The following is a 26358-nucleotide window of genomic DNA, read 5'->3' on the forward strand; positions in this document are numbered from 1 at the left end:
TCATGCCAGCGGCACCAGCGGGCCGGAACAAGGGCGGCAACCGGGTTTCCAAACTGGACCGGGACCAGTCGAAAAAGAACGTTGCTTTGTCAAAGGCAAAGCAGCGCGACGCCATGGCCGCCAAGAACTTCATACAGCATCAGAAGCAGATCAAGAAGGATCGCGACGACATTCTGAAGTTGAAGAAATCCATCGAAGGCATGCTGGCCAAGCTCAAGGAAGACCGCGCGCTGGATCGCCAGTTCATGGGGCAGGTCATCAAAAAGGTCAAAGCGCTTCAGAACTTTGACCAATACGTGAAGGCATCCGCTCAGCAGCACACGGCTGGGGTTCAGCAACCCAAGATGTATACGGCAATCGTCAAGGATGCAGGGAAAGTGCCCAAGGTCAACACGGTCAAAACGATGGGTGATTTTACGATTCTGCTGGCAATGGCGATTGTTATTCTGAACCGTATTCTGGCGCTGAAACCCAACAAATAATCACTGGCTAGGGCGTCAGCAATTTTCGATAAAGCGTGTCGATAAACGGTCCGGCCCCATCATAGGGGTCTTCGTCCCCCAGAATAGACCGCACCTGCACATCGAAATCGGCGTAGTGCTGGGTCAGCGCCCAAATCGAAAAGATCAGGTGATGCGGGTGGAGCCGGGCGATTTTCCCCTGATCCATCCAGCGGGTCAGGATTTCGGCCTTTTTGTCCACAAGTTCTTTCAGATCATTGGACAGCGCCTCGTGAATGCGTGGCGCGCCCTGAACCAGTTCATTTGCAAACAGACGGCTTTCGCGCGGTAACTCTCGGCTCATCTGCAGCTTGCGGTGGATGTAGGACAGGATCTCGTGCATCGGGTCACCGTCCGCGTCGAGATCGTGCAGGGGGGCCAGCCAGACCTCGAGCAAACCGGACAGAAGGGCGGTGTGAATCGCCTCTTTCGACGGGAAATAATAGAGCAGGTTGGGTTTGCTCAGACCGGCCTCGGCGGCGATCTGATCCACGGTCGCCCCACGAAACCCATGCGCCGAAAACACGTTCAGCGCGGCCTCGAGAATCGCGGCGCGGTTCTTTTTCTGGATACGGGTCGGTGCGCGGTCTTTTGGCATGTTTCCTGCGTGTTTCTTTTTCCGTCAACCGGGTGCGAAATATGCCGAAAAATCCGGCGGTGCCTCGCAATTTCTTGACTGATCCCGAACCCGTGATAGCGTGAGTTTGACCAGATGGTCAAATCAAGACACCAAAAGCGAGCCAAATCGCAAGCGACAGGGATAAAGACTATGGCAGCTCCGGCGCAGAATCTCAGGATCAATGGCGACAGGTTGTGGGACAGCCTGATGGAGATGGCCAAGATCGGGCCGGGTGTTGCGGGCGGTAACAACCGTCAGACCCTGACCGATGAGGATGCCGAAGGACGTGCCCTGTTCCAGGCCTGGTGCGAGGAGGCCGGGTGTTCGATGGGTCTGGACCAGATGGGCAATATGTTTGCGCGACGCGAAGGAACAGACCCCGAGGCGTTGCCAGTTTATGTCGGCTCGCATCTGGATACACAGCCCACCGGCGGCAAGTATGACGGTGTGCTGGGGGTGCTTGGCGGGTTGGAGATCATCCGCACCCTGAATGATCTGGGTATCAAGACCAAACATCCGATTGTGGCGACCAACTGGACCAATGAAGAGGGTACGCGTTACGCGCCCGCAATGCTGTCTTCGGGCGTTTTTGCCGGGATGCACACGCAGGATTGGGCCTATGACCGCGAAGATGCCGAGGGCAAGAAATTCGGCGATGAATTGCAGCGTATCGGATGGCGCGGCGACGAAGAGGTCGGCGCGCGCAATATGCATGCGTTCTTTGAATTGCACATCGAACAGGGGCCGATTCTGGAGGCCGAAGGGAAAGATATCGGCGTTGTCACCCATGGACAGGGCCTGAGTTGGACGCAGGTCACCGTGACCGGGAAAGACGCGCATACGGGATCGACCCCGATGCCAATGCGCAAAAATGCCGGTCTGGCGATGGCGCGTATTCTTGAGAAGGTGGATGAGATTGCATGGTCCCACGCCCCTTATGCCGTTGGCGCGGCGGGGCATATCGAAGTGTTCCCGAACTCGCGCAACGTGATCCCCGGCAAGGCGGTGTTCACGGTCGATTTCCGCTCGCCCGATTTGGAGGTGATCACGGATATGGAAGGCCGCTTGCGGGTAGCCGCCGAGAAAATAGTGGCGGACATGGGCCTGCAGATCGAGTTCGAGAAGGTCGGCGGTTTCGATCCGGTGAAATTCGACGACGGCTGTGTGGCCGCGGTGCGCGATGCGGCGAACCGGCTGGGGTATTCGCATCGCGACATCATCTCGGGCGCGGGGCATGATGCCTGTTGGATCAACCGGGTAGCTCCGACCGCGATGGTCATGTGCCCCTGCGTGGATGGGTTGAGTCACAATGAGGCGGAAGAGATCAGCAAGGACTGGGCCGCGGCCGGGGCGGATGTTCTGTTTCACGCGGTCGTTGAGACGGCGGAGGTCGTGGAGTAGGAGATGGATGTCGATAAGATACTTGCAGCGGCGGTTTCTTTTTCGAATTTCTTCACAATTCGTTTGATTTGTGGATTTCTCGCCGTACTAATTGTATTTCCGGTTTTCGGAATGGAGTTTGACTCCGCCAGCACATATTTAAGTAATCTTCCTTTGCTTGATGCGGCGCTTGAATCCTACACTAACACGATCACTGCACTGGGCATCGACGATGTCGCAATATACCTAATTTTTTTCGTCTTCATTACTCTTCTTCATCTAAACTACGTCTTTAGCCTATCCATCGGAAAAGTAATTCCTCCCAGCTTTAACTTTCAAAGCCTTGAAAATCTGGAATTTCTGATTTGGACGGATGTGTCGCGATTGATTTCTGAGCGGGGCGGAGACGAAGAAGCTCGAAAAACTCTGACGAAAAAACTTGCTGGGGCGGTTGATGGTATCGGAAATGAAACGAGTAACTTGTACTCTAAATCTCTAAGTCAATCAGTTGAGTTTTATCGGTTAACCAAGTTCTTTTTCTTCGCTTTAATCATCATTACATTTTTTACTTATGCGTTTCCGAGTAACCCTCTTCTTAAAGGAAGGGCCGTTCCAGTATTGTTTTTGGCGTTCATCGGCACGCTTATTTTAGGTCTTCGATACTACCTGATTTCCAGAAACGCGCATACGCAGGTCGTGTCCAATATTAGAAGAAGGGTTGAGCATGTTCTTCGCGGCGAAGCCGACGAAGTGTTTGCACAGAAAATGGATGGCGCTATCGCGAGCTATTACGCCCGTTTCTCCGCCAAAATCGATTGGAATCTCCCAGGTGTTGGTTCTGCACGTGTTTTGGTGGAGCCGTTGCTGGAAAAACGAAAGCTAAAAAACAACAGAAATGTCCGAGAGGAACAGGAAAAATGAGCACTGTGATCAAGAACGGAACCGTTGTGACCGCTGATCTGACCTACAAGGCGGATGTGAATGTCGAGGGCGGGGTTATCACCGAAATCGGGCCCGATCTGCGCGGTGACACAGAGTTGGACGCGACCGGCTGCTACGTGATGCCGGGTGGCATTGATCCGCATACGCATCTGGAGATGCCGTTTATGGGGACCTATTCCAGTGACGATTTTGAAAGTGGGACGCGGGCCGCGCTGGCGGGCGGCACGACGATGGTTGTCGATTTTGCGTTGCCCAATCCGGGGGAAAGCCTGCTGGATGCATTGAAGCGCTGGGACAACAAATCAACCCGGGCCAATTGCGATTACTCGTTCCACATGGCCGTGACCTGGTGGGGAGAGCAGGTGTTCGATGACATCAAGACGGTGATCGAGACGCGCGGGATCAACACGTTCAAGCATTTCATGGCCTATAAGGGCGCTTTGATGGTGAATGATGATGAGTTGTTCGCCTCGTTCAAACGTTTGGCCGAGTTGGGTGGCACTGCGATGGTTCATGCCGAGAATGGCGATGTGGTGGCTGAGCTGAGTGCTAAATTGCTGGCCGAGGGCAATACGGGCCCCGAGGCGCATGCCTATTCCCGCCCCCCGCAGGTGGAGGGCGAGGCCACGAACCGGGCGATCATGATTGCGGATATGGCTGGCGTGCCGCTCTATGTGGTGCATACCTCCTGCGAAGAGGCGCATGAGGCTATTCGGCGTGCCAAGATGCAGGGTAAGCGGGTGTGGGGCGAGCCTCTGATCCAGCACTTGACCCTGGATGAAGGCGAGTATTTCCATCACGATTGGGAGCACGCGGCGCGGCGGGTCATGAGCCCTCCGTTCCGGAACAAGCAGCATCAGGACAGTTTGTGGAATGGTCTGCAATCGGGGACGTTGAGCGTTGTGGCGACGGATCACTGCGCCTTTACGACCGAGCAGAAACGCTATGGCTTGGGTGATTTCACCAAGATTCCGAACGGCACCGGGGGGCTTGAGGACCGGATGCCGATGCTCTGGACTTATGGCGTGAACACCGGGCGGTTGACGCCGAACGAGTTCGTGGCGGTGACTTCAACGAACATCGCCAAGATATTGAATTGCTATCCGAAAAAGGGCGCGGTTCTGGTCGGTGCGGACGCTGATCTGGTGGTTTGGGACCCCGACAAGGCCAAGGTGATCTCGGCCGAGACGCAGCAGTCTTCCATCGACTACAACGTGTTTGAAGGCAAAGAGGTGCGCGGGCTGCCCCGCTTCACGCTGACTCGTGGCGCAGTGGCGGTGCATGATGGCGAGATCAGGACGCAGGAAGGGCATGGAAAGTTCGTGGCGCGTGAGGCCAATACGCATGTGCACAAGGCTTTGAGTACGTGGAAAGAGTTGACTGCGCCGAGACCGGTTGAGCGGACGGGTATTCCGGCGACGGGGGTGTAATCTGATGAGGCGTATGCAGAGGTAACGGCGATGAAGGTTGGGAATACCATCAAGCTGAAGGGCTACATCACGCAAGCACATTTTCTTGCCAAGAAGTCCGGCCCGCAGTTGGAACGATTGCTCGGCTTCAAGGCAGGGCGGCTTGGCCTCGGTTGGGCTTTGCTTCATCTGAGCAAGCTGCCCGGCGTCGACGATTTTCAGTTCCGTGGATATTCGCAGATGTCCGGTGGTGTCAGCATGGGACACCTGAAGAATCCTTTGGACAAACGTACAGCGGAACAGAAACTGAAGGATGACCATTTCGATGTCGTGAAGCTCAAGGAAATGATCATCAAGAACACTTTTTCTGTGTCCGGCTCAAAGCGCCTTGTGAAGGTGATTCCAAACAGAAAACCCAGTGGAAACAAGGACTACCCGCCGGGATCAGGAATACCGCAATGGGAGCTTGTCCGTCCGCTTCAGTTCAAGGTCGCAGCCGTCATTCTGCCGGACGGTACAAAATGGCAAAAGAAGGATGGATAATTCAGTGTCGTGCCACGTGAAATCGGGACAGCGGGATCATCACCTGCAATGAGTAGTGCCGTAATCAAAGCAAGCAACCTTGACCTCACCTTCCAGACCAATGACGGCCCGGTCCATGCCCTCAAGGACGTCAATCTGACCGTCAACAAGGGCGATTTCGTCAGTTTCATCGGGCCTTCGGGCTGTGGCAAGACCACGTTCCTGCGTTGTATTGCGGCGCTGGAAACGCCGACCGGGGGGAGCCTGACCGTCAACGGAATGACCCCAGATGAGGCGCGGCGGAACAGGGCCTATGGCTATGTGTTTCAGGCGGCGGGGCTGTACCCGTGGCGCACCATTGCCAAGAACATCAAGCTACCGCTTGAGATCATGGGGTATTCTTCCTCAGATCAAGAAGAACGGGTGAAGAACGTTCTGGAACTCGTTGATCTTGAAGGGTTCGGCGGGAAATTCCCATGGCAGTTGTCCGGTGGCATGCAGCAGCGGGCCAGCATTGCACGGGCGCTGGCGTTCGACGCAGACATTCTGCTGATGGACGAACCCTTTGGGGCCTTGGACGAGATCGTGCGGGATCACCTGAACGAACAGCTTCTGGCGCTTTGGGCGCGGACAGGTAAGACCATCGGGTTCGTGACACACTCGATCCCCGAGGCGGTGTATCTGAGTACCAAGATCGTGGTGATGAGCCCGCGTCCGGGGCGGATTACGGATGTGATCGACAGCCCTCTGCCGAAAGAACGGCCATTGGACATCCGCGATACGCCCGAGTTCATCGAAGTCGCGCATCGCGTCCGCGAGGGGCTGCGCGCCGGGCATGGGGAAGAGGTGTGATGGCGGCAGGCGACCTCAGACGGGCAAGGGTGGAGGACGTTCCGGCGTGCGCTCGGGTCATTTCGACCTGGATGAACCGGACAGACTGGATGCCCGAGGAACTGGCGCAGGACCAACTGGCGGCGTTGATCGCCGAGGCCTTCCCCGACCGCGAGATATGGGTGCTGGGCGATCCGGTGGATTGCTATATGTCCGTCGATCCCAAGGAAAACAAAGTCGGGGCGCTTTATTGCCTGCGCACCGGTGAGGGCCTTGGCAAGCGTCTGCTGGACAAAGCCAAGGAGGGGCGCGATTTCCTGTGGCTCACCACGCATGAGCCGAACAGGGCCGCGCAAAGATTCTATCGGCGCGAAGGGTTCGTCGCCACCGGCACCGAGGCTCCGGTTCCGCCCGAAACCCTGCCCGTAATCCGAATGGAGTGGCGCGCATGAAACAGGTCTATGCTGTTGGTCTGGTCGTCCTGGCCATTTTGGCCGCTTGGTACATCGCCTGTATTCCGATGAACATCGACAGCGCCCTGAACCAGGCCGAGCGCGCGGGTGAGGAGGTCGATCCGCCGACCATGAAAGCGCGGACGCTGGAATACGATATCATTCTGGTCTGGAACAACAGCTTCGCCATCCCCGAAACGTGGGAGCAGGATCGCCCAAGGCTGCCCGCGCCACATGATGTGGCCATTGAGCTGTGGCAATCCACGGTGAACAAGAAAGTGACCTCGAAACGGTCGCTTGTGTATCACGGCTGGGTCACGCTCAGCGCGACGATGCTGGGGTTTGTGATCGGGACAGGGCTGGGCATTCTTCTGGCCGTTGGGATCGTGCACAGCAGGGTCATGGACCTTTCCGTCATGCCCTGGGCCATCGTCAGCCAGACCATTCCGATCATTGCGCTGGCACCGATGATCATCGTGGTACTGTATTCCATCGGGGTGCAGGGTCTTGTTCCGAAAGCGATCATTTCGGCCTATCTCAGTTTCTTCCCGGTGGTCGTGGGCATGGTCAAAGGGCTGCGCAGCCCCGATGCGATGCAGCTTGATCTTCTGCGCACCTACAGCGCCAGCCGGTCTCAGGCATTCTGGAAGCTGCGTTTGCCTGCGTCGATGCCCTACTTGTTCACCTCGCTCAAAATCGGGATTGCCGCGTCTTTGGTCGGCGCGATTGTCGGAGAGCTGCCAACCGGCGCGGTGGCCGGTCTGGGCGCGCGCCTGCTGGCGGGCAGCTACTATGGCCAGACGGTGCAAATCTGGTCAGCCCTGTTCGCGGCGGCCATTCTGGCGGCCAGTCTTGTCGGTCTGCTGGGGCTGTGTGAGCGGACGGTGCTTAAGCGGATGGGGATGGCGCAATGATCTTTGTCCTGTTCGCGATCCTGCTTTGGGTATTGGGCTGGTGGCTGAACAGCCGCCTTGCCAGCGGACCGCAGGCAGATACTAGGATGGTCCGGCTTCTTGCCCCGCTGATCTTTGGCCTGACGATCATAGCGGTGTGGGAGTTGCTGGTGCGGGGGCTTGAGGTGCCCCTTGTCATCCTGCCCGCGCCGTCGGTCATCGCTGTTCGGTTCGCGGACAGCCTGCCGATCCTGTGGGCGGATTTCGTGCAGACCATCATAAAGGGCGCGCTCAGCGGGTATCTGCTTGGCTGCGGCGCGGCCTTTCTGATGGCGATTGCCGTGGACCGCTGGGAATTCCTGCGCCTCGGCCTGTTGCCGGTCGGGAATTTCGTCGCGGCCCTGCCCATTGTCGGGACCGCGCCCATTCTGGTGATGTGGTTCGGGTTCGACTGGCACTCGAAAGCCGCCGTGGTGGTTGTGATGGTGTTCTTCCCGATGCTCGTGAACACGGTCGCCGGATTGCGTGAGGCGACAGCGATGCAGCGCGATCTGATGGAGACTTACGCCGCCACCTATTGGCAGAGCTTCTTTAAACTGCGTTTGCCTGCGGCGATGCCGTTTATCTTCAACGGATTGAAGATTTGTACCACTCTGGCCCTGATCGGCGCTATCGTGGCCGAGTTCTTTGGCTCGCCCATCGTTGGCATGGGCTTTCGGATTTCGACCAGCGTGGGGCAGTTGGCGCTGGATATGGTCTGGGCGCAGATCGTCGTGGCCGCGTTGGCTGGCACGGCGTTTTACGGGGCGGTGGCGATGATCGAAAAGACGGTGACATTCTGGCACCCGTCGCAGCGAGGATAAAATTCAGAAGATCCCGAAAACGGGACAAAAATAGCAACTAGGAGAAGTGAAGATGAATAAATTACTCAGCGGGGCGGTCGCAGCCTTTGGCCTGGCGGCCAGTTCGGTTCTGGCGGCAGATGAGGTGACACTGCAGTTGAAATGGGTCGGTCAGGCGCAGTTTGCAGGGTATTTTGTGGCCGAAGCCAAGGGATTCTACGACGAAGAAGGGCTGGACGTGACAATCAAACCCGGCGGCCCCGACATCGCGCCCGAGCAGGTCATCGCCGGGGGTGGTGCGGATGTCATCACCACATGGATGGCCGCCGGTCTGGCGGCGCGGGAGCGCGGGGTGCCGCTGGTCAACATCGCGCAGCCCTTCAAAACCGGCGGGTTGCAGGTGAACTGCCTGAAATCGACCGGCGTTGAATCGCCCGAGGATTTTCCGGGGCGCACAATGGGGGTCTGGTTCTTTGGCAACGAATACCCGTTCTATGCCTGGATGGCGTCTTTGGGGATCGAAACCGATGGCGCGGATGAAAACGGGGTCACGGTTCTGAAACAGGCGTTTTCGGCCGATCCGCTGATTCAGGGGCAGGCGGATTGCATTTCGACCATGACCTACAACGAATACCGGCAGATTTTGCAGGCGGGAATTGCGCCGGAAGAACTGGTGACGTTCAACTACCTGCAGATGGGTTTCGGCATGTTGGAAGACGGCCTGTATGTGCTGGAAGAAAACCTGCAGGATCCGGAGTTCGCTGACAAAATGGTCCGATTCGTTCGCGCCTCGATGAAAGGTTGGCAATACGCCGCCGAGCATCAGGAAGAGGCGGCTGAAATCGTGCTGGAATTTGACGAGACGGGCGCGCAGGAACTGGATCATCAGGTCTATATGATGGGTGAAGTTGCCAAGCTGATCGCGGGGTCCAACGGCACTCTGGACCCGGCCGACTATGATCAGACAGTTCAGACGCTTCTGTCTGCCGTTTCGACTGAAAACCCGGCAATCACCACACAGCCAGAGGGCGCGTGGACGCATCAAATCACCGATGCTGCGTTGAACTGATCCAGGCGATCATATGCACTGGCATTGGCGCGGTCCCGTTTGGGGCCGCGTTTCTTGTTTCTGATGTCGGATTTGTGTCTGTACTTGGCAGCCAAATGGCCTAGTATTTTCCTGTAAAACAACGCTTTTTGATACCATTCGGCGTGAAACAGGAAGATTATGCAGGGATTTGCATCAGAATTCAGTGGCGCCCTCTCTCTGATCCTTGACGGGGATGCAGAGTTGTGGGGGATTGTGCTGTTGTCCCTGCGGGTTTCGGTGTTCGCGGTGCTAATTTCGGCGCTGATCGGCATGCCGGTTGGTGCCGCTTTGGCGGTCGCGCGGTTTCCCGGGCGTCGGATGCTGATCGTGCTGATGAACGCGCTGATGGGGTTCCCTCCGGTCGTTGTCGGCCTGCTGGTTTATCTGATGCTGTCGCGATCCGGGCCTTTGGGGGTTCTGGAACTGCTCTATACGCCCACCGCGATGATCATCGCGCAGGTGGTGCTGGTCACGCCCATCGTCGCGGCGCTGACCCGGCAGGTGGTCGAAATGCTGGCCGAGGAGTATTCGGAACAGCTGCGTTCGCTGGGCGTGTCCCGGTTGGCGTCGGTTCCGGTGCTTTTGTGGGACGCGCGGCTGGCGCTGGTCACGGCGTTGCTGGCGGGGTTTGGGCGCGCCATTGCCGAGGTCGGCGCGGTGATCATCGTCGGCGGCAATATCAACCACGTAACGCGGGTGATGACCACGACCATCGCGCTTGAGACCTCGAAGGGCAATCTGGCGCTGGCGCTGGCATTGGGCGCGATCCTGATCGGTATCGCCATCGCCGTGAACGCGATGGTCAGCGCGCTGAGCCTGCGGGCCGAGCAGGAGGGGTTGCGCCATGCGTGATCTGGTCTGCGAAGCAGCCAATTGTCTGCAGGTCAGGCGTCTGCGGATTCGGCGCAAGGGCAAGGCGCTGCTGGATGTGCCCAGTCTGACACTGGACGGGCCGGGGCCAACCCTGATCCTTGGGCCGAACGGCGCGGGCAAAAGCCTGTTGCTGCGGTGCCTGCACGGGCTCATTACGCCGGATGAAGGGCAGGTTGTGCAGGGGGACGTTCCCCTGAACGCCGATCACAAGGCCCGGCAGGCCATGGTGTTCCAGCAACCGGTATTGCTGCGCCGGTCGGTGGCAAGCAATCTGGACTTTGTGCTGAAACGGCAGCGGTTGAACCGCGCCACGCGCAAAGCGCGGATTGCCGAGTTGCTGGCTGAGGGTGGGCTGGAGGACAAGTCTCGCCAAGCCGCGCGATCCTTGTCGGGTGGTGAGGCGCAAAGGCTGGCAATCCTGCGTGCGCTTGCCCTGAACCCCGAGACGCTGTTCCTTGACGAGCCCACCAGCGCGCTGGACCCCAGTGCCACGCAGATGATCGAACGGATGATCCTGCGCGCCTCGGCCCGCGGGGTGCGGATCGTGATGGTGACCCATGACATCGGACAGGCGCGGCGGCTGGCAGCGGATGTGGTCATGATGCATGGCGGGCATGTCGTGGAACACGGTCCGGCCAAACAGGTGCTGGACGTCCCCACAGCCGAGGCATCGCGCCGCTATCTGGCAGGCGGGCTGGTGACCTGACAAACCAAACGGAGAGTTGGATGTTGCGAAATCTCATTCGGGCGGCGTTGATAACGCTTGGGTTAACAGCTGCCCCGGCGGTGGCGGAAGAGCCCTTTATCGTGGTGCAATCCACGACCTCGACCCAGAATTCAGGCCTGTTTGATTTCATCCTGCCGGGGTTCGAGGCGGAGACGGGAATTGACGTCCGTGTCGTCGCGGTCGGCACAGGTCAGGCGATCCGAAATGCGATCAACGGGGACGGGGACGTTCTGCTTGTGCATGCCAAGCCTGCGGAAGAGCAGTTCGTGGCAGATGGCTGGGGCGTCGAGCGCAAAGACCTGATGTACAACGATTTCATTCTTGTCGGTCCGAAATCCGACCCCGCCGGAATTAAGGGCGGTGACGATATTCTGGCGGCCTTTGCGGCGATCGAGGCATCCGAGGCCCCATTTGTTTCGCGCGGAGACGACAGCGGAACCCACAAGGCCGAGATGGGCCATTGGGCTGCGACCGGCCTTGATCCGACCGGGGTCTCGGGCACTTGGTATCGGGAAACCGGCTCGGGCATGGGGGCGACGCTGAATGTTGCCAGTGGCATGGGGGCCTATACGCTGACCGACCGGGCGACCTGGCTGTCCTTTGGGAACAGGGGCAATCTTGGGGTTCTGGTCGAGGGTGATCCGCGTTTGTTCAACCAATATGGCGTAATTCTGGTGAACCCGGAAAAGCATCCCCGCGTGCGGACCAATGCCGGGCGGCGGTTTATCGACTGGCTGACGGGGCCGGACGGGCAGGCAGCCATTGAGGCCTATAAGCTGGACGGGCAACAGGTGTTCTTTCCGAATGCGCGGTGAATTGGCCTGCGGCCAATGCCTTCGGCGAGAGTATTTGGGAAAAGATGAAGCGCGTCAGCCGCTGGCACCGTTGTGATGAACCTGCCCGAGGTTTGACAGGTTGTACCCGCCGAATTCGGCTGCCCGCCTAGCGAAGGGTTCCGACCGCATGAAGGTCAGAAGCTTCTGCATCGGTGTGTCGAAATAGGCGCGCCGCCAGATGGCGAGGTCCAGCCGTTCGGAATGGGTTGGTGTGAAGCCGAGGTTGTACAGCCCGGCCAGCGCGCCTAGCCCAAAGCCCACTTCGGCTTTGGAATCGTGCAGGGCGATTGCAAGCTCTTCTTCGGTGCGCGCGCAGGTGGGCAGGGTGTCGAGGTCGTCTCGTGCCAGGCCATGCGCCATGAGCTGTGCATCGAACAGGCGCTGGCTGGCGGCGCTGTTTTGGCGAAGGATCACGTGGCGGCCTTTGAGGTCGCCGAACCCCGCGATGTCCGAAACGCCGGGGGCCAGAAGCAAACCACGCTCTCGTTGCGCGATTTCATACAGGACAACCGGGGCCTCACCCAGCGCGTCGCGCAGAGCGCCTGTATTGAACCCGTCCTCTTCGTGGATATGCAGCGCCGCGGCCTGTGCGCTGCGGTCGGCGAGGCGGCTTAGACCGTCGAAGGAGCCGTCATAATATGTGGCAAGGCCCGAGCCGCTTTCCCGCAGTGCCCAGTCGAGCAGGGGATCGTGGCTGCCGGCAACAATCGGGGGCAGGGGCGGTTCTGCCACCTGCGGGCCCGAGCGTGAGGCGTTGAGCCAGGCAATGACCTCGGCCCGCGGGAACAGCAGTTTACCCATGGCGCGGACGCAGGGAACCTCGCCTGACGAGGCGAGATCATAGGCCTTGCGCTCACCAATGCGCAGCAGGTCGGCCAGTTCGCGGGTGGTCAGGTATTCGGACATTCAATCCAGACGCACGGCTGAACCCGCCCCCGCATCCGCCGCGCTGAACCCGATCTGATCCAGCGCATAGGGCGCGGCAACTGTGATGACGACCATCGCGGCGACGGCGGCGAGAAAGGCTTTCATAATCTCCTCCGGTTCAGTTCTGGTCGGCCGTTGCGCGGCGCAGAAAGGCGATCAGATCGGTTCTGTCCTGCGCTTGCGCTATGCGTTGCATCGGCATCTTCGATCCCGGAATGTAGTGGTCGGGCCCTTCGTCGAAAAGGGCATTTATCGTCTCTTCATTCCAAATGATATCAGAGTCTTGCAGCGTATCCGAGTATAAATACCCCGGCAGCGTTCCGGCGGGGCGACCAAAGATGCCGTGCAGGGTCGGCCCGGCGCGTCGTTCACCGTCGGGTGTCAGGCTGTGGCAGATCGAACATTTCCGGGCGAACTGACGTTCGCCGTTCTCCATCTCATCGGGGTCTTTAAGGAATGCCGGTTCCGACGCTGCCATCTTTTCCGCATCGGACAGGGCGCTGACAGGCCAGCTGTACATTGCTTCGTCAATGCCGCCCGCATGGATGTTGCTGCCGTCGGTCGAGAATGCCAGCGCCCAGACAGGCCCGCGCAGCGTGGCGCGGAAATCCTGAGAGATGCGCCATTCAGCCGTGTCGATCACCATGATATACCCTTCGCCGTCCCCGACAGCCAGCAGGCTGCGATCCGGGCTGAGGGCCAGCGCAAGGATCGGGCGGCGGCCCAGGGTGAAATCGCGCTCTTCCCCGGTTGTCAGGTCCAGAATTCGCGTCACGCCATCAACGGCGCCGTAGCCGATCCAGTTGTCCTGCGGGTTCAACACCAGTTCGTTGATGCCGAACCCATGTTCGACCAGTCGGGTTTTTTCCTCGCCGCTCGCTACATGCCAGATGCGCAGTGACCCATCCATGCCCGCCGAGTAGAGCTGCGTTCCATCCGGTGAAAACACCACGGAATTCACGCCGCTGCCGGTGGGGCCAATTATCATGGGTTGGGAACCGTCCACAGGCCAGAGGCCAATAGTCCCGTCCCAGCTTGCTGTTGCGATGTGGGTTTTTGATGCGGCCAGACTGACGATCTTGCCCTGATGCCGCCCAACGATCTCGCCACCCGGCCAGCGGCGCAACGTGAAATCGTCACCCGCCGAATAAACGGCGGTTCCGTTGAACGCGACCGAGTTGACTGCGGCCTCGTGCCCCTCCAGCCATTCCGGCACCTGTTCGGTCCACAGGCCCACCGAATTGTCGAAGCTTGCGGTGGCGATACGCCCGTCCGGCGCGGTCGCGATCCCCATGATCGGCCCGCCATGACCCTTGAGCGTAAAGAACTCGGCCCCTGCAGGCAGGGGCAAAAGGGCCAGCGCCAGCGCCAGTCCCCGCATCTATTCGGCGGGCGAGGCCGCCCCTTTGCTGGCCTCTTTGTCCTGAACGTCTTCCAGCCACAGCGAGTGATGCTCGCGCGCCCATTGCTCTTCGACTTCACCGGTGCCCATGGCGTCAAACGCGCCCTCCATCCCGACCGAGCCGAGGTAGATATGCGCGATGATGATGGCGATGAAGACATAGGCGACCATCACGTGCCAGACCTGTGCATATTGCATTTCTTCCTGCGGCGACATCTGCACGGGCAGGTTCAGGCCCAGCATCTGCGGCAGGCCGGTTGCATTGGCGATCTGGAAGGTCTTGGCAAACATCGGCAGCTCGAACGGGAACAGCAGCGACAGGCCCGACAGGCTGATTGATATGCCCAGAAGGATGCAGGCCCAAAAGATGACCTTCTGTCCCGCGTTGAATTTTCTGGCGGGCGGGTGGCTGCCTTTGGTGAAGAGACCGCCGCCAGCGGCCAGCCATCTGAGGTCGGTCCGGTTCGGGATGTTATGGGCGATCCAGTTCACCGTGACGATGATCAGCCCCAGCATGAAGGCCCAGGCCAGATTGTTGTGCAGCCATTTGCAGGCCTGCGCGATGGTCGCGAACCCTTCTTTGCCGAACACAGGGATCAGAAAATCGCGGCCATAAAGCGTGAGCAGCCCGGTGATACCAAGAACCAGAAAGGACCCGGCGAAAAGCCAGTGGCCGAACCGCTCGAAGCTGTTGAACCGCGTCACCGTCCGGCCGGTTTTCTCGCCATCAATCCTGATCTTTCCTCGGATCAGGAAGAACAGCACGATGATGGCAATCATGCCGCCCAGAATATACGTTCCGTATTCGCGCAGCGGGCCGGTGCGGAAGTTCAGCCACCACATGCCGCCATCCTGTATCAGCACACTGTCAGCCGGTCCGCGCGACGAAACAGTGACATCTGCCGAGCCATATCGAAGCGCGCGATACACATCGCTGTCCGAGGCGACACCGCGCGTGCCGAACTGGCCAAGCAGGCCTTCCACATTACCCTGACCGGTGTTTTCGGAACGGAACGTGTTATCGACCTGCTCGCCGCGTTGCCGGGCGAGGATATCCTCTAGCGTCGTTGCCCCGCCGGTCTCGGCACGGTCCGGTGCGGAGGATGTGTCATCCGCCGTTTGGGCCAAGGTGGCTTGAGCAACCCCCAAGGCAAGCAGAAATGCGATGAGTAAGCGGAACATCTGAACCTCGGTCAAAATTCCCTGTCAGGCGACCCACGGATGCGGGTCGCCTGTTTGGTTCACACAGACGGTTTCTTAGCCGTCTTTCTGGTCGTAGGCCGTGCCCCAACCCCAGGCGCCCGAACCGAAACCGCGCGCCACGACGCGTTCGCGGTAAACGGCGGACACAACGTCGCCGTCTCCAGCAAGCAGGGCCTTGGTGGAACACATCTCGGCGCAGATGGGCAGTTTGCCCTCGGCGATCCGGTTGCGACCGTATTTGGCGAACTCTGCGGTCGAGTGCGTCTCCTCGGGGCCGCCGGCGCAGAAGGTACATTTGTCCATCTTGCCACGCGATCCGAAATTGCCCGCCTGCGGGTATTGCGGCGCGCCGAACGGGCACGCGTAGAAGCAATAGCCGCAACCGATGCACAGGTCCTTGGAATGCAGGACGACCCCTTCTTCGTTCTGATAGAAGCAGTCGACCGGGCACACCGCCATGCAGGGCGCATCCGAGCAATGCATACAGGCCACCGAGATCGAGCGTTCGCCCGGGTTGCCGTCATTGATCGTCACCACCCTGCGGCGGTTGATGCCCCAGGGCACCTCGTGCTCGTTCTTGCACGCGGTCACGCAGGCGTTGCATTCGATGCAGCGTTCAGCGTCGCAGAGAAACTTTGCTCTAGCCATTATCGTCCTCCTTACGCTGCCCAGATTTTGCAGAGAGTCGCTTTGGTCTCTTGCATCTGGGTCACTGAATCATAGCCATAGGTCTGGGCGGTGTTGGTACTTTCACCCAGCACATAGGGGTCGGCCCCGGCGGGGTATTTGTGCCGCTGGTCCTCGCCCTGGAAATGGCCGCCAAAGTGGAACGGCATGAAGGCAACGCCGGCACCGACCCTGTTGGTCAGCATCGCCATCACCTTGACCTTGCCGCCCTCGGGACCTTCGACCCAGACCTGCGATCCGTCGCGAATACCAAGGTTGTTGGCGTCGCGCGGATTGATCTCGACGAACATGTCCTGCTGCAGCTCGGCCAGCCACGGGTTCGACCGTGTCTCATCCCCGCCGCCTTCATATTCGACCAGACGACCTGACGTTAGGATTATCGGGTAATCCTTTGAAAAGTCGTTCTTCTGGATCGAAGCATAAAGGGTGGGCAGGCGATAGGCCTGACGGTCTTCATAGGTCGGATAGTCCTCGACCAGATCGCGCCGGTTTGTGTAAAGCGGCTCGCGATGCAGTGGGATCGGATCCGGGAAGGTCCAGACAACCGCGCGGGCTTTGGCGTTCCCGAAGGGCGCACAGCCATGCTCGATCGCGACCCGCTGGATGCCGCCGGACAGGTCGGTTTTCCAGTTGGTCTCTGGTCCCGCAACGGCGTCGATGGCTGCGCGTTCCTCAGCCGTCAGATCACCGTCCCAGCCAAGATCCATCAGCATTTGCATCGTGAATTCAGGGTATCCATCCTGAATTTCCGATCCAACGCTATAGACGCCTTCGGCCAGCAGATTGTCGCCATCGCGTTCCACGCCAAAGCGCGCGCGGAAGGTCAGGCCACCTTCGGCCACCGGTTTGGACATGTCATAGAGGTTCGGTGTCCCCGTATGACCCATCTCCGGTGTTCCCCAGCAGGGCCACGGCAGACCGTAATATTCGCCGTCGTTGGGTCCACCAATGGCTTGCAGCGTGGTCCTGTCGAACGTGTGCTGGTTGGCCATATGGCTTTTCAAACGCTCTGGCGACTGACCGGTATATCCGATGGTCCAGAGACCCGCGTTGAACTCACGTGTGATGCTTTCAACATTGGGGGTTTCCGGATCGTCCATCTCGATATTGCGGAACAACCGATCCGCCCAGCCAAACTTGTTGGCGAACTTGGCCATGATGACCTCGTCCGGCAGGCTTTCGAACAGTGGTTCTACCACTTTGTCGCGCCATTGTAGCGACCGGTTCGACGCCGTGACCGAGCCACGGGTTTCGAACTGCGTACAGGCGGGCAGCAGGTAGACGCCATCAGTACGGTCATGCAGAACGGCGGAAACGGTGGGATACGGGTCGATCACGACCAGCATGTCCAGCTTTTCCATCGCCGTCTTCATTTCCGTCATCCGGGTCTGAGAGTTGGGCGCGTGGCCCCACAGAACCATGGCGCGGACGTTGTTGTCCTGATCCATGTTGGCCGGGTCTTCCAGAACACCGTCGATCCAGCGGGACACCGGGATGCCGCGTTCGTTCTGAAGCGGTTTGTCCTTGCCGTCCTTGTCCTTGATCGTTGCGAACTGACCGGCGAGCCATTCGGGTTCCTCACCCCAGACACGCGCCCAGTGACCCCACGCACCCTTCGACAGGCCATAGTAGCCGGGCAGGGTGTGGGACAGAACGCCAAGGTCCGTCGCGCCCTGCACGTTGTCATGGCCGCGGAAGATGTTGGTGCCACCCCCCGAAGTGCCCATATTGCCAAGCGCCAGCTGCAACACGCAATAGGCACGGGTGTTGTTGTTACCATTGGTGTGCTGCGTCCCACCCATGCACCATATCACGGTGCCCGGGCGGTTGTTGGCCATGGTCCGCGCAACGCGCTTAAGCTGCGAGCCGGGAGTGCCGGTGACGCGCTCGACCTCATCCGGGTTCCACTTGGCAACTTCTTCACGGATCTGGTCCATGCCCCAGACACGGGTGCGGATGAACTCTTTGTCCTCCCAGCCGTTGTCGAAGATGTGCCACAGGATACCCCAGATCAAAGCGACGTCCGTGCCGGGGCGGAACCGCACATATTCATCCGCATGCGCCGCCGTGCGCGTAAAGCGCGGGTCGCAGACGATAAGCGGGGCGTTGTTCTGCTCTTTCGCGCGCAGAACGTGCAGCAGCGAGACGGGGTGCGCCTCGGCCGGGTTGCCGCCGATGATGAAGATGGCCCGCGAGTTGTGGATGTCGTTATACGAATTGGTCATGGCGCCGTAGCCCCATGTATTCGCAACGCCCGCAACGGTGGTCGAGTGGCAGATACGCGCCTGATGGTCCACGTTGTTCGTGCCCCAATATGCGGCGAACTTGCGGAACAGATAGGCCTGTTCGTTGTTGTGTTTCGCAGAACCCAGCCAGTACACGCTGTCCGGCCCGGATTCTTCGCGGATGTTCATCATGCCGTCGCCGATCTCGTTGATCGCCTCTTCCCAGCTGATGCGCTTCCACTCGCCGCCTTCCTTTTTCATCGGATATTTCAGGCGGCGTTCGCCATGGGCATGCTCGCGGACCGAGGCCCCCTTGGCGCAGTGTGCCCCCAGATTGAACGGGCTGTCCCAACCGGGTTCCTGCCCGATCCAGACGCCGTTCTGCACTTCGGCGACGACGGTACAGCCGACCGAGCAATGGGTGCATACGGATTTGATGTTTTCGACGGCCTGATTGGCCGCTGTCTGGGCGCTGGCAGGCGTCACGGTTCCACCCGTGGCGCTGATTGCGGCAAGGCCGCCGATCGTCAGGCCCGAGCCACGCAGAAATGCGCGGCGATCGACGGTTTTTTCGCCGACCTGGGACAGGATACTTGTCCGCTGGGGGCGTTTCGCAACCCCGTTGGTCTTTTTCCTAAGCATTGGTTTCCTCCCTTGCGCGCCGTGTAAGCCACGGCTGGCTTGGTACTCTTGGTGCCGACGTCAGGGCCAATCGCAACCGTCAGTCGGGGGGAAAGCGTCCGGTTAGAGCCGGGTGCTTTCATCGTGGCTCAAAAGCGCGTGCTTTCGATGTAGGCGCGGGTATGCGCGGTGTCCTGCATCCGGGTTTCATCCGTTGGCAGCTCGGCTGCTTCGGCTTTTCCGGTCAGGCTGGCGGCGGCAACGGCAGCGGGCGCTGCGGTTCCGGCCAGTTTCAGGAAGTCGCGGCGGGTTGCGCCTTCTTCCTTGGTCTTGCTCATGGGAGTCCTCCTTTCCCATTTGCGACATAGCGCCGATTTCGGCGCTGGCGAGTGGCAGCCTAGGCTGCCGTCATTCGGAAGGCCTCACGCTCGATCTCCATGAAGGTCCGGCCAGCGGTGCCGACCGAGGCATAGAGAACCGAGTTTTCAGCGGCTTCCAAATCCGAATAGAAATGCACGGCCCACGGGCCGATATGCTTGTTCCAGAACGCTTTTTGATCGTCCAGCGAGGCTGGCGTGCCAAACCGGCCGACGATCATGCCCGCCATCATCTCCATCAGCGAGGCGATGTTGTCTTCGGGTTCGAACACGTTCTGCGCGCGGGTAATGCCCCGTGACGCCATATCGTTGCGCAACTGCGCCAAGGGCTTTTCGTTCAGGAATCCGGTCAGGTAGAAACTGGCATATGGCAGCAACTCGCCCCGCCCCAGACCGATGAACAGCGCGTTGAACTCGCGCTCGGCGGCGGCGGGTTTGGTGACTTTGGCCACCCGCGCCATGGCTTGTATGGCTTGCCCAAGATCGGTGTCGTCACCGCTCAGGCCCGAGACCTGATCCAACAGCATCTGATCCGGCGGGGCTGACAGTATCAGACCCAGAAAGTTGTAGAAATCCGCGCGCAGGCGATCCTCGGCCGAGACATCCATCTGTTGCGCTTCGCTTGCGGTCATTGCGTTATCCTTCGAACTCGAATGTCATGCGACGCGGGGCGGGCGGCAGGTCCGCATCTTCGGTGTCATCGACCTGCGCCACATCGACCGGAACGGGGGTGTCCTGCGGTTCTTCGTCGGCGATCATAGGCTCGGGGGCTGCGTCTTCTTCCTCTTCGCCAATGTCCTCATCCGCGGCCAGAGCTTCGACATGCGCCAGCATGCCTTTGCCGACCTGATAGGCGGTCTGAAGGTTTTCGATCACGCAGGCCGCGTCGGTATAGTCCTCGCCGTAATCCACCAGCCCATCGACATTGGCCAGCACCGGGTTCAGCCGCCACAACCGCCGCAGCGCGCGGCGGCGCAGCCGGTCGGGTACCGCTTTGGCCATGAAACCTGATACGTCATCGCCGGGTTGCAGGTCGTCCGGGTCGGGAAGGTTGAACTCGGCCAGTATCTCGGCGTCAGACTTTTCTTCCAGTTCGGCGCGCTGATCTGCGAGGGCCTGTTCCTCCACGGCGGTCCGTTCGGCCTGGTCTTCAGCCTGCACCGCCGCCTTGCGACGGGACCAGAAATCGCGCGCTTCGGTCAATGCACGGCCCTCCGAGGTGCGCGATACACGTCCGAGGTCTGCCGGATACGCGCATCCCCCTTACCGTCCTCGACCAGATCGGTGCGTTTCTTGTCGCGGCGGCGTTTGACGAAAACCTCGTCCTGGTGATGCTGCAGGGTGAAATCGCGAACCCAGGCGATCAGCCCTTCGGTCATCGGTATCTTTTCGACGATCTCTTCGCCCGTATCGGCATAATCCTGACCCTCGTAAGGTGAGGCCGTGATCAGAACCGCCGTCAGGGGATGGTCGCCGCTGGGCTCGTTGCGCATCACAAGGTAGACCGAGGGCTGCCCGTCCGACAGGTTGGCCATATACGCCTCGGTCTCATCCGACCAGAGTTTCAGGGGCAGGGTGGCGGCGTGGTATTCAACCGCGTCGCCTTCGCGGCGCAGTTCAACCCAGTCCGCCGGACCTGCGCCGGGAAGGGCTGCAACGGCGCGCCAGTTCCACTTCGCCCACCGGGTCACCCCGGGGGTTTTGCGCACGATGACGCCAACCGGCATCTCTGTCTGGTTTGCGGCCTTGGCCACGTACTCCTCCCCGGAAGGCTCTCCCCTGCCTTCCCCAAGGTCTACTATGGTACACAAAACTGTCACCTGCCAAGCCTGTATTGATCGGAAACGGGGCTCATCACCGTTTGTTTATGCTGTTAACGACGCGGACGAACCGTGAGACAGCAACTCTGTCCTTTTTTTGCGGGTTTACATTGCCTCCGCCCCGCTGCGGCCTAAAGTGGTGGGGATGTTGGGGAGGAATTTGCATGAAACTACTGCTCTGTGATTGCGCAGGGTCGCAAGCCGTGGGCGCCGACGGGATCGCTGCAGCTTGCGATGTTGAATGTTCCAAGGTGCATACCGCGCTCTGCACCAAAGAACTGGGCGCTGCGGCAGAGCATTTGAAGGATGGCGGCGCGGCGCTGATAGCCTGCGGGCAGGAACAGGCGGTGTTTCGGGATTTGGCCGAGGATATGGGCGTTGAGACGCCGGGCTTTGTCGATCTGCGCGACCGGGCGGGCTGGTCCGATCAGGGCCGGAACGCCACCGCCAAGATGGCGGCGCTGACCGCCGAGGCGATGGTGCCGCAGCCCGTCACCTCAAGCGTGGATGTCATAAGCGAGGGCACGTGTTTCATCGTCGGAGCGGGCGAGGTCGCTTTCCCATTGGCCGAACGCTTGTCGGAAACGCTGGCCGTGACGGTGCTGGTGACGGACAAGGCGCAGCCGGTCTCGCGCGCGTTCGATGCCATTCGCGGGCGGGTGAAATCCCTGAACGGTGCGCTGGGTGGCTTTTCCCTGAAACTGGATGCGCTGCAACAGCTCGAACCCGGCGGGCGCGGAGAATTCAGGTGGTCGGAACCGCGCGACGGCGCGCGCTCGGCCTGCGATATCGTCATCGATCTGGCCGGAAGATCGCCGTTCGTTCAGGCCCCCGCCAAGCGCGAGGGGTATTTGCGCGCCGATCCGAAAGACACCGTTACGATTGAACGGCTGGCCTTTGACGCGGCGCAGCTTGTGGGCACTTTCGAAAAGCCGCTTTACGTGAGGTTGGAGGAAACCCTGTGCGCGCATTCCCGCGCCGAACAGGTGGCCTGCACGAACTGTCTGGATATCTGTCCGACAGGGGCGATAACGCCCGCGGGTGAGCATGTCACCATCGATCCGATGATCTGCGCTGGTTGCGGTGAATGTTCTGCCCTGTGCCCCTCGACCGCGATCACATACGAAGACCCGCCGGTTTCGGCCCTTCTGTCCCGGCTCCATATTCTGGCGCGCACTTATCGTCGCGCCGGGGGCACTGCGCCCCGACTGTTGGTGCATGATGCCTTCGGGGCCGAGATGATCCGGCTTTCCGCCCGCTTTGGGCGGGGCGTGCCTGCGGATGTCATTCCATTGGAGCTATCCGTGATTTCCGGGTTCGGCCATGCCGAGATGCTGGCCGCGCTGGCGCATGGCTTTGCGCGAGTCGATATCCTGCTGGCCCCGACAACCGAGCGGGATGCGCTGAAATCGGAACTTGCTTTGGCGCAGGCAATCGCGCCCAAGGCCGGGTTGGGGCTGATTGATCAGAGCGATCCCGACGCCTTGTCCGATCTTCTGTATTCACAGGAAGTTTCCGCGCCTTTGGCCGATCCGGTTCTGCCACTGGGCAACCGCAGGCAGATCGCCCGCCTTGCGGCGCAGTCGCTGAACCCGGGCCTCGATACGCCTTTGCCCCTGCCGGAAAACGCGCCGTATGGGGCGGTTGCCGTGGACACCGACGCCTGCACCCTTTGTCTCAGCTGTGTGTCGCTCTGCCCCTCTGGCGCGCTGATCGACAACCCGGACAAACCGCAACTGAACTTCCAGCAAGATGCCTGCCTGCAATGCGGCCTGTGTCGCGGCATCTGCCCCGAAAACGCGATCACGCTGGTTCCGCAGCTTGACCTGAGCGACGCGGCTTTGTCCCAACAAGTTCTGAACGAGGAAGAACCCTTTGCCTGCGTCGAATGCGGCGCGTTGTTCGGGGTGAAATCCACGGTCGAGCGCATTATGGACAAGCTGTCGGGCACGCATCCGATGTTTGCCACCTCGGACAAGGCGCGGATGATCCAGATGTGCGACAATTGCCGGGTGAACGCGCAGTTCCAGCAGAAGGACAACCCGTTCCAGTCAAACCCGAAGCCGCGTGTTGTGACCACGGATGACTATTTCTCAAAACGGAAGGATCACTGATGCTTCAGCGGCGCGCCAAGGTCGGCTGCGTTGATGACCGAGACGAAGGCGAGGATCGCCTCGAGATCGTCCAGCGTCATTTCGACCGGAACTATGGGCGAGGGGCGCGTGGGGTCGAAAGGCGGCGTCACCCCGTCGATTTGCGTGAAGGCGGGGTGGGGGTTGAGGGCAAAGAAAGCCTCGAACCGTTCGGACCAGTCGGGCAGGGATCGCAGCACGGCGAAAGACGGGGTCGAGCCAAGACCGTTCATCCGGTTCTTCGGCCCAATGACATGGCAGCGCCCGCAATGGGTCATCGACAGTTCTTCGCCCAGCACCGTGTCGCCGTCCACGGCGGAGTCATCAACCGCTGCCGCGATTTCGAACGTGGCGCTGAACGGGGCACCGTCAGGTGGGGCGAAGCTTTCGACCGTGCGTTTGCCGATGTCAGACAACAGCCAGTCGCGGAACCGGGTCTGGCGGGCGTTCTCTTCGGTTTGCAGGAAGAAAACCGTATCGCCTCGGGCAAAAACCGGCTCACCCGGCGGGGTGGTTGTCAAGGTCATGACACCGGTTTCGTCCGCAATCACGCGTATCCCGGTCTTGAGTGAGAAGCGCGGAAGAATATGTTGCAACAGGCCCGTGTCTGATACCTCGGCCGGGGCGGCAAGGCCAATGGCCTCCTGCGACCAAGAGGGGGTGGCGGTGAGCGTCAGGCTCAGGCACAAGAGGACAACGCGCATGCCGCAGCCTAACGGCGCAGTGCGGGATGCGTCAAATGAACAGAATGAGACGGAGACACATGCAATGAATGGCAGCCACGCGGTTGGGCAAATCAATGAGGCAAAGGCATGACTGTCCGTGACGCGGTTCTTGCGAACCTGAAAAAGATCACCGACCCGGTTTCCGGTCAGGACATTGTCAGCGCCGGTGTCGTACGCGCGCTGAACGTCGAAGGCGACACCGTGCGGTTCGTGCTGGAGATCGATCCGAAACACGCCGAGAAGATGGAACCGGTGCGCGAGACCGCTGAAAAGGCGGCACAGATGGTGGATGGGGTCGCCAAGGTTTCGGCCATGTTGACCGCGCATTCAGACAAGGCCCCGCCGGATTTGAAGCCCAAGCCGAAGCCCTCGCAAACCGGGCCGCAGGCGGTGCCGGGGGTGGACCGGATCATTGCGGTTGCCTCGGGCAAGGGGGGCGTGGGTAAGTCTACGGTTTCGGCCAACCTCGCCTGTGCGCTGGCGGCTGAGGGTCGCCGCGTGGGTCTGCTGGACGCGGATGTTTATGGCCCGTCGCAACCCCGCATGCTGGGCGTCTCGGGCCGACCGGCCAGCCCCGATGGAAAGACTATTCTGCCGCTGCGCAATCACGGTGTCACCATGATGTCGATGGGGCTGATGACCAATGAAGGGCAGGCCGTTGTCTGGCGCGGGCCGATGCTGATGGGCGCGCTGCAACAGATGATGAGCCAGGTGCAATGGGGGGCGCTGGACGTGCTGATCGTCGACCTGCCGCCGGGCACCGGCGATGTGCAATTGACGCTGAGCCAGAAGTTTCAGGTGGACGGCGCAATCGTTGTCTCCACCCCGCAGGATGTGGCGCTGATCGATGCCCGCAAGGGGATCGACATGTTCAACCAGCTCAAGACCCCCATCGTCGGGATGATCGAGAACATGTCCACCCATATCTGTTCGAATTGCGGGCACGAGGAGCATGTGTTCGGCCACGGCGGCGTCGCGTCCGAGGCCGAGGCCATGGGCGTGCCATTGCTGGGTGAAATCCCGCTGCATCTGGACATCCGCGTTGCGGCGGACGGGGGCGCACCCATTGTGGTCAGCAAGCCGGACAGCCCGCAGGCCGAGGCCTTCCGAAAAATCGCGCGGGACATGATCGCCAAAGGCAAAGCATGACCGAGCCGGTCTTTCCCCCGCTGCTGTCAGGGCAACCCGTAAAGGGTGGGGAAGACCCGTTTGAACGCGCGCAGGCCGTGGCAACGCTTGGTTGCGATGCAGGAACGGTGATCTACAACATTCAGGCCGACCGCCTGCGCGTCGCCATCGTGTTCGCGCCCGAGGTTGCGTTGCAAGACGCAATGGCGATGCTGCCGCTCTGCGCCGTGGGCTTTCAGAACGCGCTGGGGGCGCTGGCCCCGCCCGAAGTCGCCGTGCATCTGGGCTGGGACGGGCTGATTTGCGTGAACGGTGCCAAATGCGGTTCGTTTCACGTGGCCGCTTCGACCCATGCGCCCGGGGATCAGCCCGATTGGCTGGTTGTCGGATGGGAACTGGCCTTGCTGCAAACCAGCGACGCGCCGGGGGAAACGCCTGACGTGACCGCGCTCTATGATGAGGGATGCGCCGACGTTTCGCCAACCCAGTTGGTCGAAAGCTGGTCGCGCCACATGCTGACATGGCTCAACCGGTGGCAAGAGGACGGCAACGCGCCGCTGCACGCCGAATGGATGGGTCTGCTGCGCGGGGTCGGAGAACCGGTGGACGGCGGAGTATTCCTTGGCACAGACGAACGCTTTGGCATGCTGATCCGCGACGGCGCGGACACCCATCTGCGCCCGTTGACGCAATTGTTGGAGACCGCCTGATGAAACTGGCCCGTGCAATCCATTTCGACGAAAGCGACATGAACGTCTTTCATTCTCCGGCGCGTACCGGCGAATGGTGCATCTCGGGCGGATTCGAGTTTTCGAACTGGGGTGAGGGCGATCTTGAAGGCAAAGCACGTCAGGCTTTTGCCAATGGATGGCTGGGGTTAGAAACCTTTGGCCGCGTGACATTTGTTGCCGTGACGCAGATCGAACCTGCGGAACGGGATCAGGTCGCGCGCAATCTGGCGGAACATTTCGTGCAACTCTACGGCGCGCCTTCCCTTGAGGCCGCGCTGGACGTGGCCCAAGCCGAAATCGATCATATGTCAGAGCTATGCGAAGAGCATGGGCCCAACACACTGCTGACCGTCGCCCGCGAGTTGTCTGATGCAGGGGTGCACGAAGCATTTCGTGTCATCACCCCGCAAGAGGCCGAGCTTGAGGCTCTGGCCGTGCATGGGTCGCTGGACGAATGAGCCCGG

29 protein-coding genes are annotated in these 26358 nt (G+C 60.3%); 17 read left to right on the plus strand and 12 right to left on the minus strand.

What is annotated here, in order from left to right:
• The first annotated feature begins 2 nt into the window (after positions 1-2).
• Complete coding sequence (locus tag ACR0EZ_RS02055; RefSeq protein ID WP_480610247.1) at positions 3-482, plus strand: hypothetical protein; 480 nt, start codon at positions 3-5, stop codon at positions 480-482.
• 7 nt (positions 483-489) lie between these two features.
• On the opposite strand, the gene ACR0EZ_RS02060 is transcribed toward ACR0EZ_RS02055, so the two are convergent.
• Complete coding sequence (locus ACR0EZ_RS02060; protein ID WP_480610249.1) at positions 490-1098, minus strand: TetR family transcriptional regulator C-terminal domain-containing protein; 609 nt, start codon at positions 1096-1098, stop codon at positions 490-492.
• A 171-nt stretch (positions 1099-1269) separates the two neighbouring features.
• Between ACR0EZ_RS02060 and ACR0EZ_RS02065 the strand changes: the two genes are divergently transcribed.
• The 12 genes from ACR0EZ_RS02065 (at position 1270) to ACR0EZ_RS02120 (ending at position 11895) form a co-directional block, all read left to right on the plus strand.
• Positions 1270-2520 (plus strand): Zn-dependent hydrolase, encoded by a 1251-nt coding sequence (locus tag ACR0EZ_RS02065; RefSeq protein WP_480610251.1) that lies wholly within the window; start codon positions 1270-1272, stop codon positions 2518-2520.
• A gap of 3 nt (positions 2521-2523) precedes the next feature.
• Entirely contained in the window at positions 2524-3420 is an 897-nt protein-coding gene (locus ACR0EZ_RS02070) for a hypothetical protein (protein ID WP_480610252.1), read from the plus strand.
• Positions 3417-4871: a dihydropyrimidinase gene (gene hydA / locus ACR0EZ_RS02075; protein WP_480610253.1), complete on the plus strand. Its 1455-nt coding sequence runs from the start codon at positions 3417-3419 to the stop codon at positions 4869-4871. The genes ACR0EZ_RS02070 and hydA overlap by 4 nt, the downstream gene beginning before the upstream one ends.
• 30 nt (positions 4872-4901) lie before the next feature.
• Complete coding sequence (locus tag ACR0EZ_RS02080) at positions 4902-5393, plus strand: hypothetical protein (protein WP_480610255.1); 492 nt, start codon at positions 4902-4904, stop codon at positions 5391-5393.
• Between the two features lie 48 nt (positions 5394-5441).
• Positions 5442-6224: an ABC transporter ATP-binding protein gene (locus ACR0EZ_RS02085; RefSeq protein WP_480610257.1), complete on the plus strand. Its 783-nt coding sequence runs from the start codon at positions 5442-5444 to the stop codon at positions 6222-6224.
• Positions 6224-6655 carry a GNAT family N-acetyltransferase gene (locus tag ACR0EZ_RS02090; RefSeq protein WP_480610259.1) on the plus strand — a complete coding sequence of 144 codons (432 nt, stop codon included), beginning with the start codon at positions 6224-6226 and terminating at the stop codon, positions 6653-6655. Before ACR0EZ_RS02085 ends, ACR0EZ_RS02090 begins: the two co-directional genes overlap by 1 nt.
• Positions 6652-7569: an ABC transporter permease gene (locus ACR0EZ_RS02095; protein ID WP_480610261.1), complete on the plus strand. Its 918-nt coding sequence runs from the start codon at positions 6652-6654 to the stop codon at positions 7567-7569. The genes ACR0EZ_RS02090 and ACR0EZ_RS02095 overlap by 4 nt, the downstream gene beginning before the upstream one ends.
• The gene (locus ACR0EZ_RS02100; protein ID WP_480610262.1) at positions 7566-8411 is read left to right on the plus strand and encodes an ABC transporter permease; all 846 of its coding nucleotides are present in this window, start codon (positions 7566-7568) and stop codon (positions 8409-8411) included. The genes ACR0EZ_RS02095 and ACR0EZ_RS02100 overlap by 4 nt, the downstream gene beginning before the upstream one ends.
• 52 nt (positions 8412-8463) lie before the next feature.
• Entirely contained in the window at positions 8464-9459 is a 996-nt protein-coding gene (locus ACR0EZ_RS02105) for an ABC transporter substrate-binding protein (protein WP_480610263.1), read from the plus strand.
• A 159-nt stretch (positions 9460-9618) separates the two neighbouring features.
• Positions 9619-10332, plus strand: a complete 714-nt coding sequence (locus tag ACR0EZ_RS02110) for an ABC transporter permease (protein ID WP_480610265.1) — start codon at positions 9619-9621, stop codon at positions 10330-10332.
• On the plus strand, positions 10325-11059 hold the full coding sequence (locus ACR0EZ_RS02115) for an ATP-binding cassette domain-containing protein (protein ID WP_480610267.1): 735 nt from the start codon (positions 10325-10327) through the stop codon (positions 11057-11059). Before ACR0EZ_RS02110 ends, ACR0EZ_RS02115 begins: the two co-directional genes overlap by 8 nt.
• A gap of 20 nt (positions 11060-11079) precedes the next feature.
• Positions 11080-11895: an ABC transporter substrate-binding protein gene (locus ACR0EZ_RS02120; protein ID WP_480610268.1), complete on the plus strand. Its 816-nt coding sequence runs from the start codon at positions 11080-11082 to the stop codon at positions 11893-11895.
• 54 nt (positions 11896-11949) lie between these two features.
• On the opposite strand, the gene ACR0EZ_RS02125 is transcribed toward ACR0EZ_RS02120, so the two are convergent.
• The 10 genes from ACR0EZ_RS02125 to ACR0EZ_RS02170 form a co-directional block, all read right to left on the minus strand.
• The gene (locus ACR0EZ_RS02125; RefSeq protein WP_480610270.1) at positions 11950-12822 is read right to left on the minus strand and encodes a substrate-binding domain-containing protein; all 873 of its coding nucleotides are present in this window, start codon (positions 12820-12822) and stop codon (positions 11950-11952) included.
• Positions 12823-12948 carry a hypothetical protein gene (locus ACR0EZ_RS02130; protein ID WP_480610272.1) on the minus strand — a complete coding sequence of 42 codons (126 nt, stop codon included), beginning with the start codon at positions 12946-12948 and terminating at the stop codon, positions 12823-12825.
• A gap of 13 nt (positions 12949-12961) precedes the next feature.
• Positions 12962-14224 (minus strand): c-type cytochrome, encoded by a 1263-nt coding sequence (locus tag ACR0EZ_RS02135; RefSeq protein ID WP_480610274.1) that lies wholly within the window; start codon positions 14222-14224, stop codon positions 12962-12964.
• Positions 14225-15427 (minus strand): formate dehydrogenase subunit gamma, encoded by a 1203-nt coding sequence (locus ACR0EZ_RS02140; RefSeq protein WP_480610275.1) that lies wholly within the window; start codon positions 15425-15427, stop codon positions 14225-14227.
• Between the two features lie 75 nt (positions 15428-15502).
• Positions 15503-16096 (minus strand): formate dehydrogenase FDH3 subunit beta, encoded by a 594-nt coding sequence (gene fdh3B / locus ACR0EZ_RS02145; RefSeq protein ID WP_010439472.1) that lies wholly within the window; start codon positions 16094-16096, stop codon positions 15503-15505.
• An 11-nt stretch (positions 16097-16107) separates the two neighbouring features.
• A complete protein-coding gene (locus ACR0EZ_RS02150; RefSeq protein WP_480610276.1) occupies positions 16108-19002 on the minus strand; it encodes a formate dehydrogenase subunit alpha in 2895 nt (964 codons plus the stop codon).
• 128 nt (positions 19003-19130) lie between these two features.
• The gene (locus ACR0EZ_RS02155) at positions 19131-19319 is read right to left on the minus strand and encodes a ubiquinol-cytochrome c reductase iron-sulfur subunit N-terminal domain-containing protein (RefSeq protein WP_039535039.1); all 189 of its coding nucleotides are present in this window, start codon (positions 19317-19319) and stop codon (positions 19131-19133) included.
• Between the two features lie 59 nt (positions 19320-19378).
• Positions 19379-19990: a TorD/DmsD family molecular chaperone gene (locus tag ACR0EZ_RS02160; RefSeq protein ID WP_480610278.1), complete on the minus strand. Its 612-nt coding sequence runs from the start codon at positions 19988-19990 to the stop codon at positions 19379-19381.
• A gap of 4 nt (positions 19991-19994) precedes the next feature.
• Positions 19995-20561 (minus strand): DUF3306 domain-containing protein, encoded by a 567-nt coding sequence (locus ACR0EZ_RS02165; RefSeq protein WP_480610280.1) that lies wholly within the window; start codon positions 20559-20561, stop codon positions 19995-19997.
• Positions 20558-21112 (minus strand): DUF3305 domain-containing protein, encoded by a 555-nt coding sequence (locus tag ACR0EZ_RS02170; RefSeq protein ID WP_480610282.1) that lies wholly within the window; start codon positions 21110-21112, stop codon positions 20558-20560. Before ACR0EZ_RS02170 ends, ACR0EZ_RS02165 begins: the two co-directional genes overlap by 4 nt.
• A gap of 230 nt (positions 21113-21342) precedes the next feature.
• On the opposite strand from ACR0EZ_RS02170, the gene ACR0EZ_RS02175 reads away from it, so the two are divergent.
• Positions 21343-23292 (plus strand): 4Fe-4S binding protein, encoded by a 1950-nt coding sequence (locus ACR0EZ_RS02175; protein ID WP_480610284.1) that lies wholly within the window; start codon positions 21343-21345, stop codon positions 23290-23292.
• On the opposite strand, the gene ACR0EZ_RS02180 is transcribed toward ACR0EZ_RS02175, so the two are convergent.
• Positions 23286-24014, minus strand: a complete 729-nt coding sequence (locus ACR0EZ_RS02180; RefSeq protein WP_480610285.1) for a hypothetical protein — start codon at positions 24012-24014, stop codon at positions 23286-23288. The genes ACR0EZ_RS02175 and ACR0EZ_RS02180 overlap by 7 nt on opposite strands.
• A 108-nt stretch (positions 24015-24122) precedes the next feature.
• Here ACR0EZ_RS02180 and ACR0EZ_RS02185 point away from each other — a divergent pair, with 108 nt between their 5' ends.
• From ACR0EZ_RS02185 to ACR0EZ_RS02195, 3 genes are read left to right on the plus strand one after another with little or no spacing between them, the layout of a single operon-like run.
• A complete protein-coding gene (locus ACR0EZ_RS02185) occupies positions 24123-25184 on the plus strand; it encodes an Mrp/NBP35 family ATP-binding protein (RefSeq protein WP_480610287.1) in 1062 nt (353 codons plus the stop codon).
• Positions 25181-25873 (plus strand): biotin/lipoate--protein ligase family protein, encoded by a 693-nt coding sequence (locus ACR0EZ_RS02190; protein ID WP_480610289.1) that lies wholly within the window; start codon positions 25181-25183, stop codon positions 25871-25873. The genes ACR0EZ_RS02185 and ACR0EZ_RS02190 overlap by 4 nt, the downstream gene beginning before the upstream one ends.
• Positions 25873-26352: a DUF6505 family protein gene (locus ACR0EZ_RS02195; RefSeq protein ID WP_480610291.1), complete on the plus strand. Its 480-nt coding sequence runs from the start codon at positions 25873-25875 to the stop codon at positions 26350-26352. Before ACR0EZ_RS02190 ends, ACR0EZ_RS02195 begins: the two co-directional genes overlap by 1 nt.
• The last annotated feature ends 6 nt before the right edge of the window (positions 26353-26358 follow it).

It is taken from the genome of Ruegeria sp. AK4 (assembly GCF_056541025.1).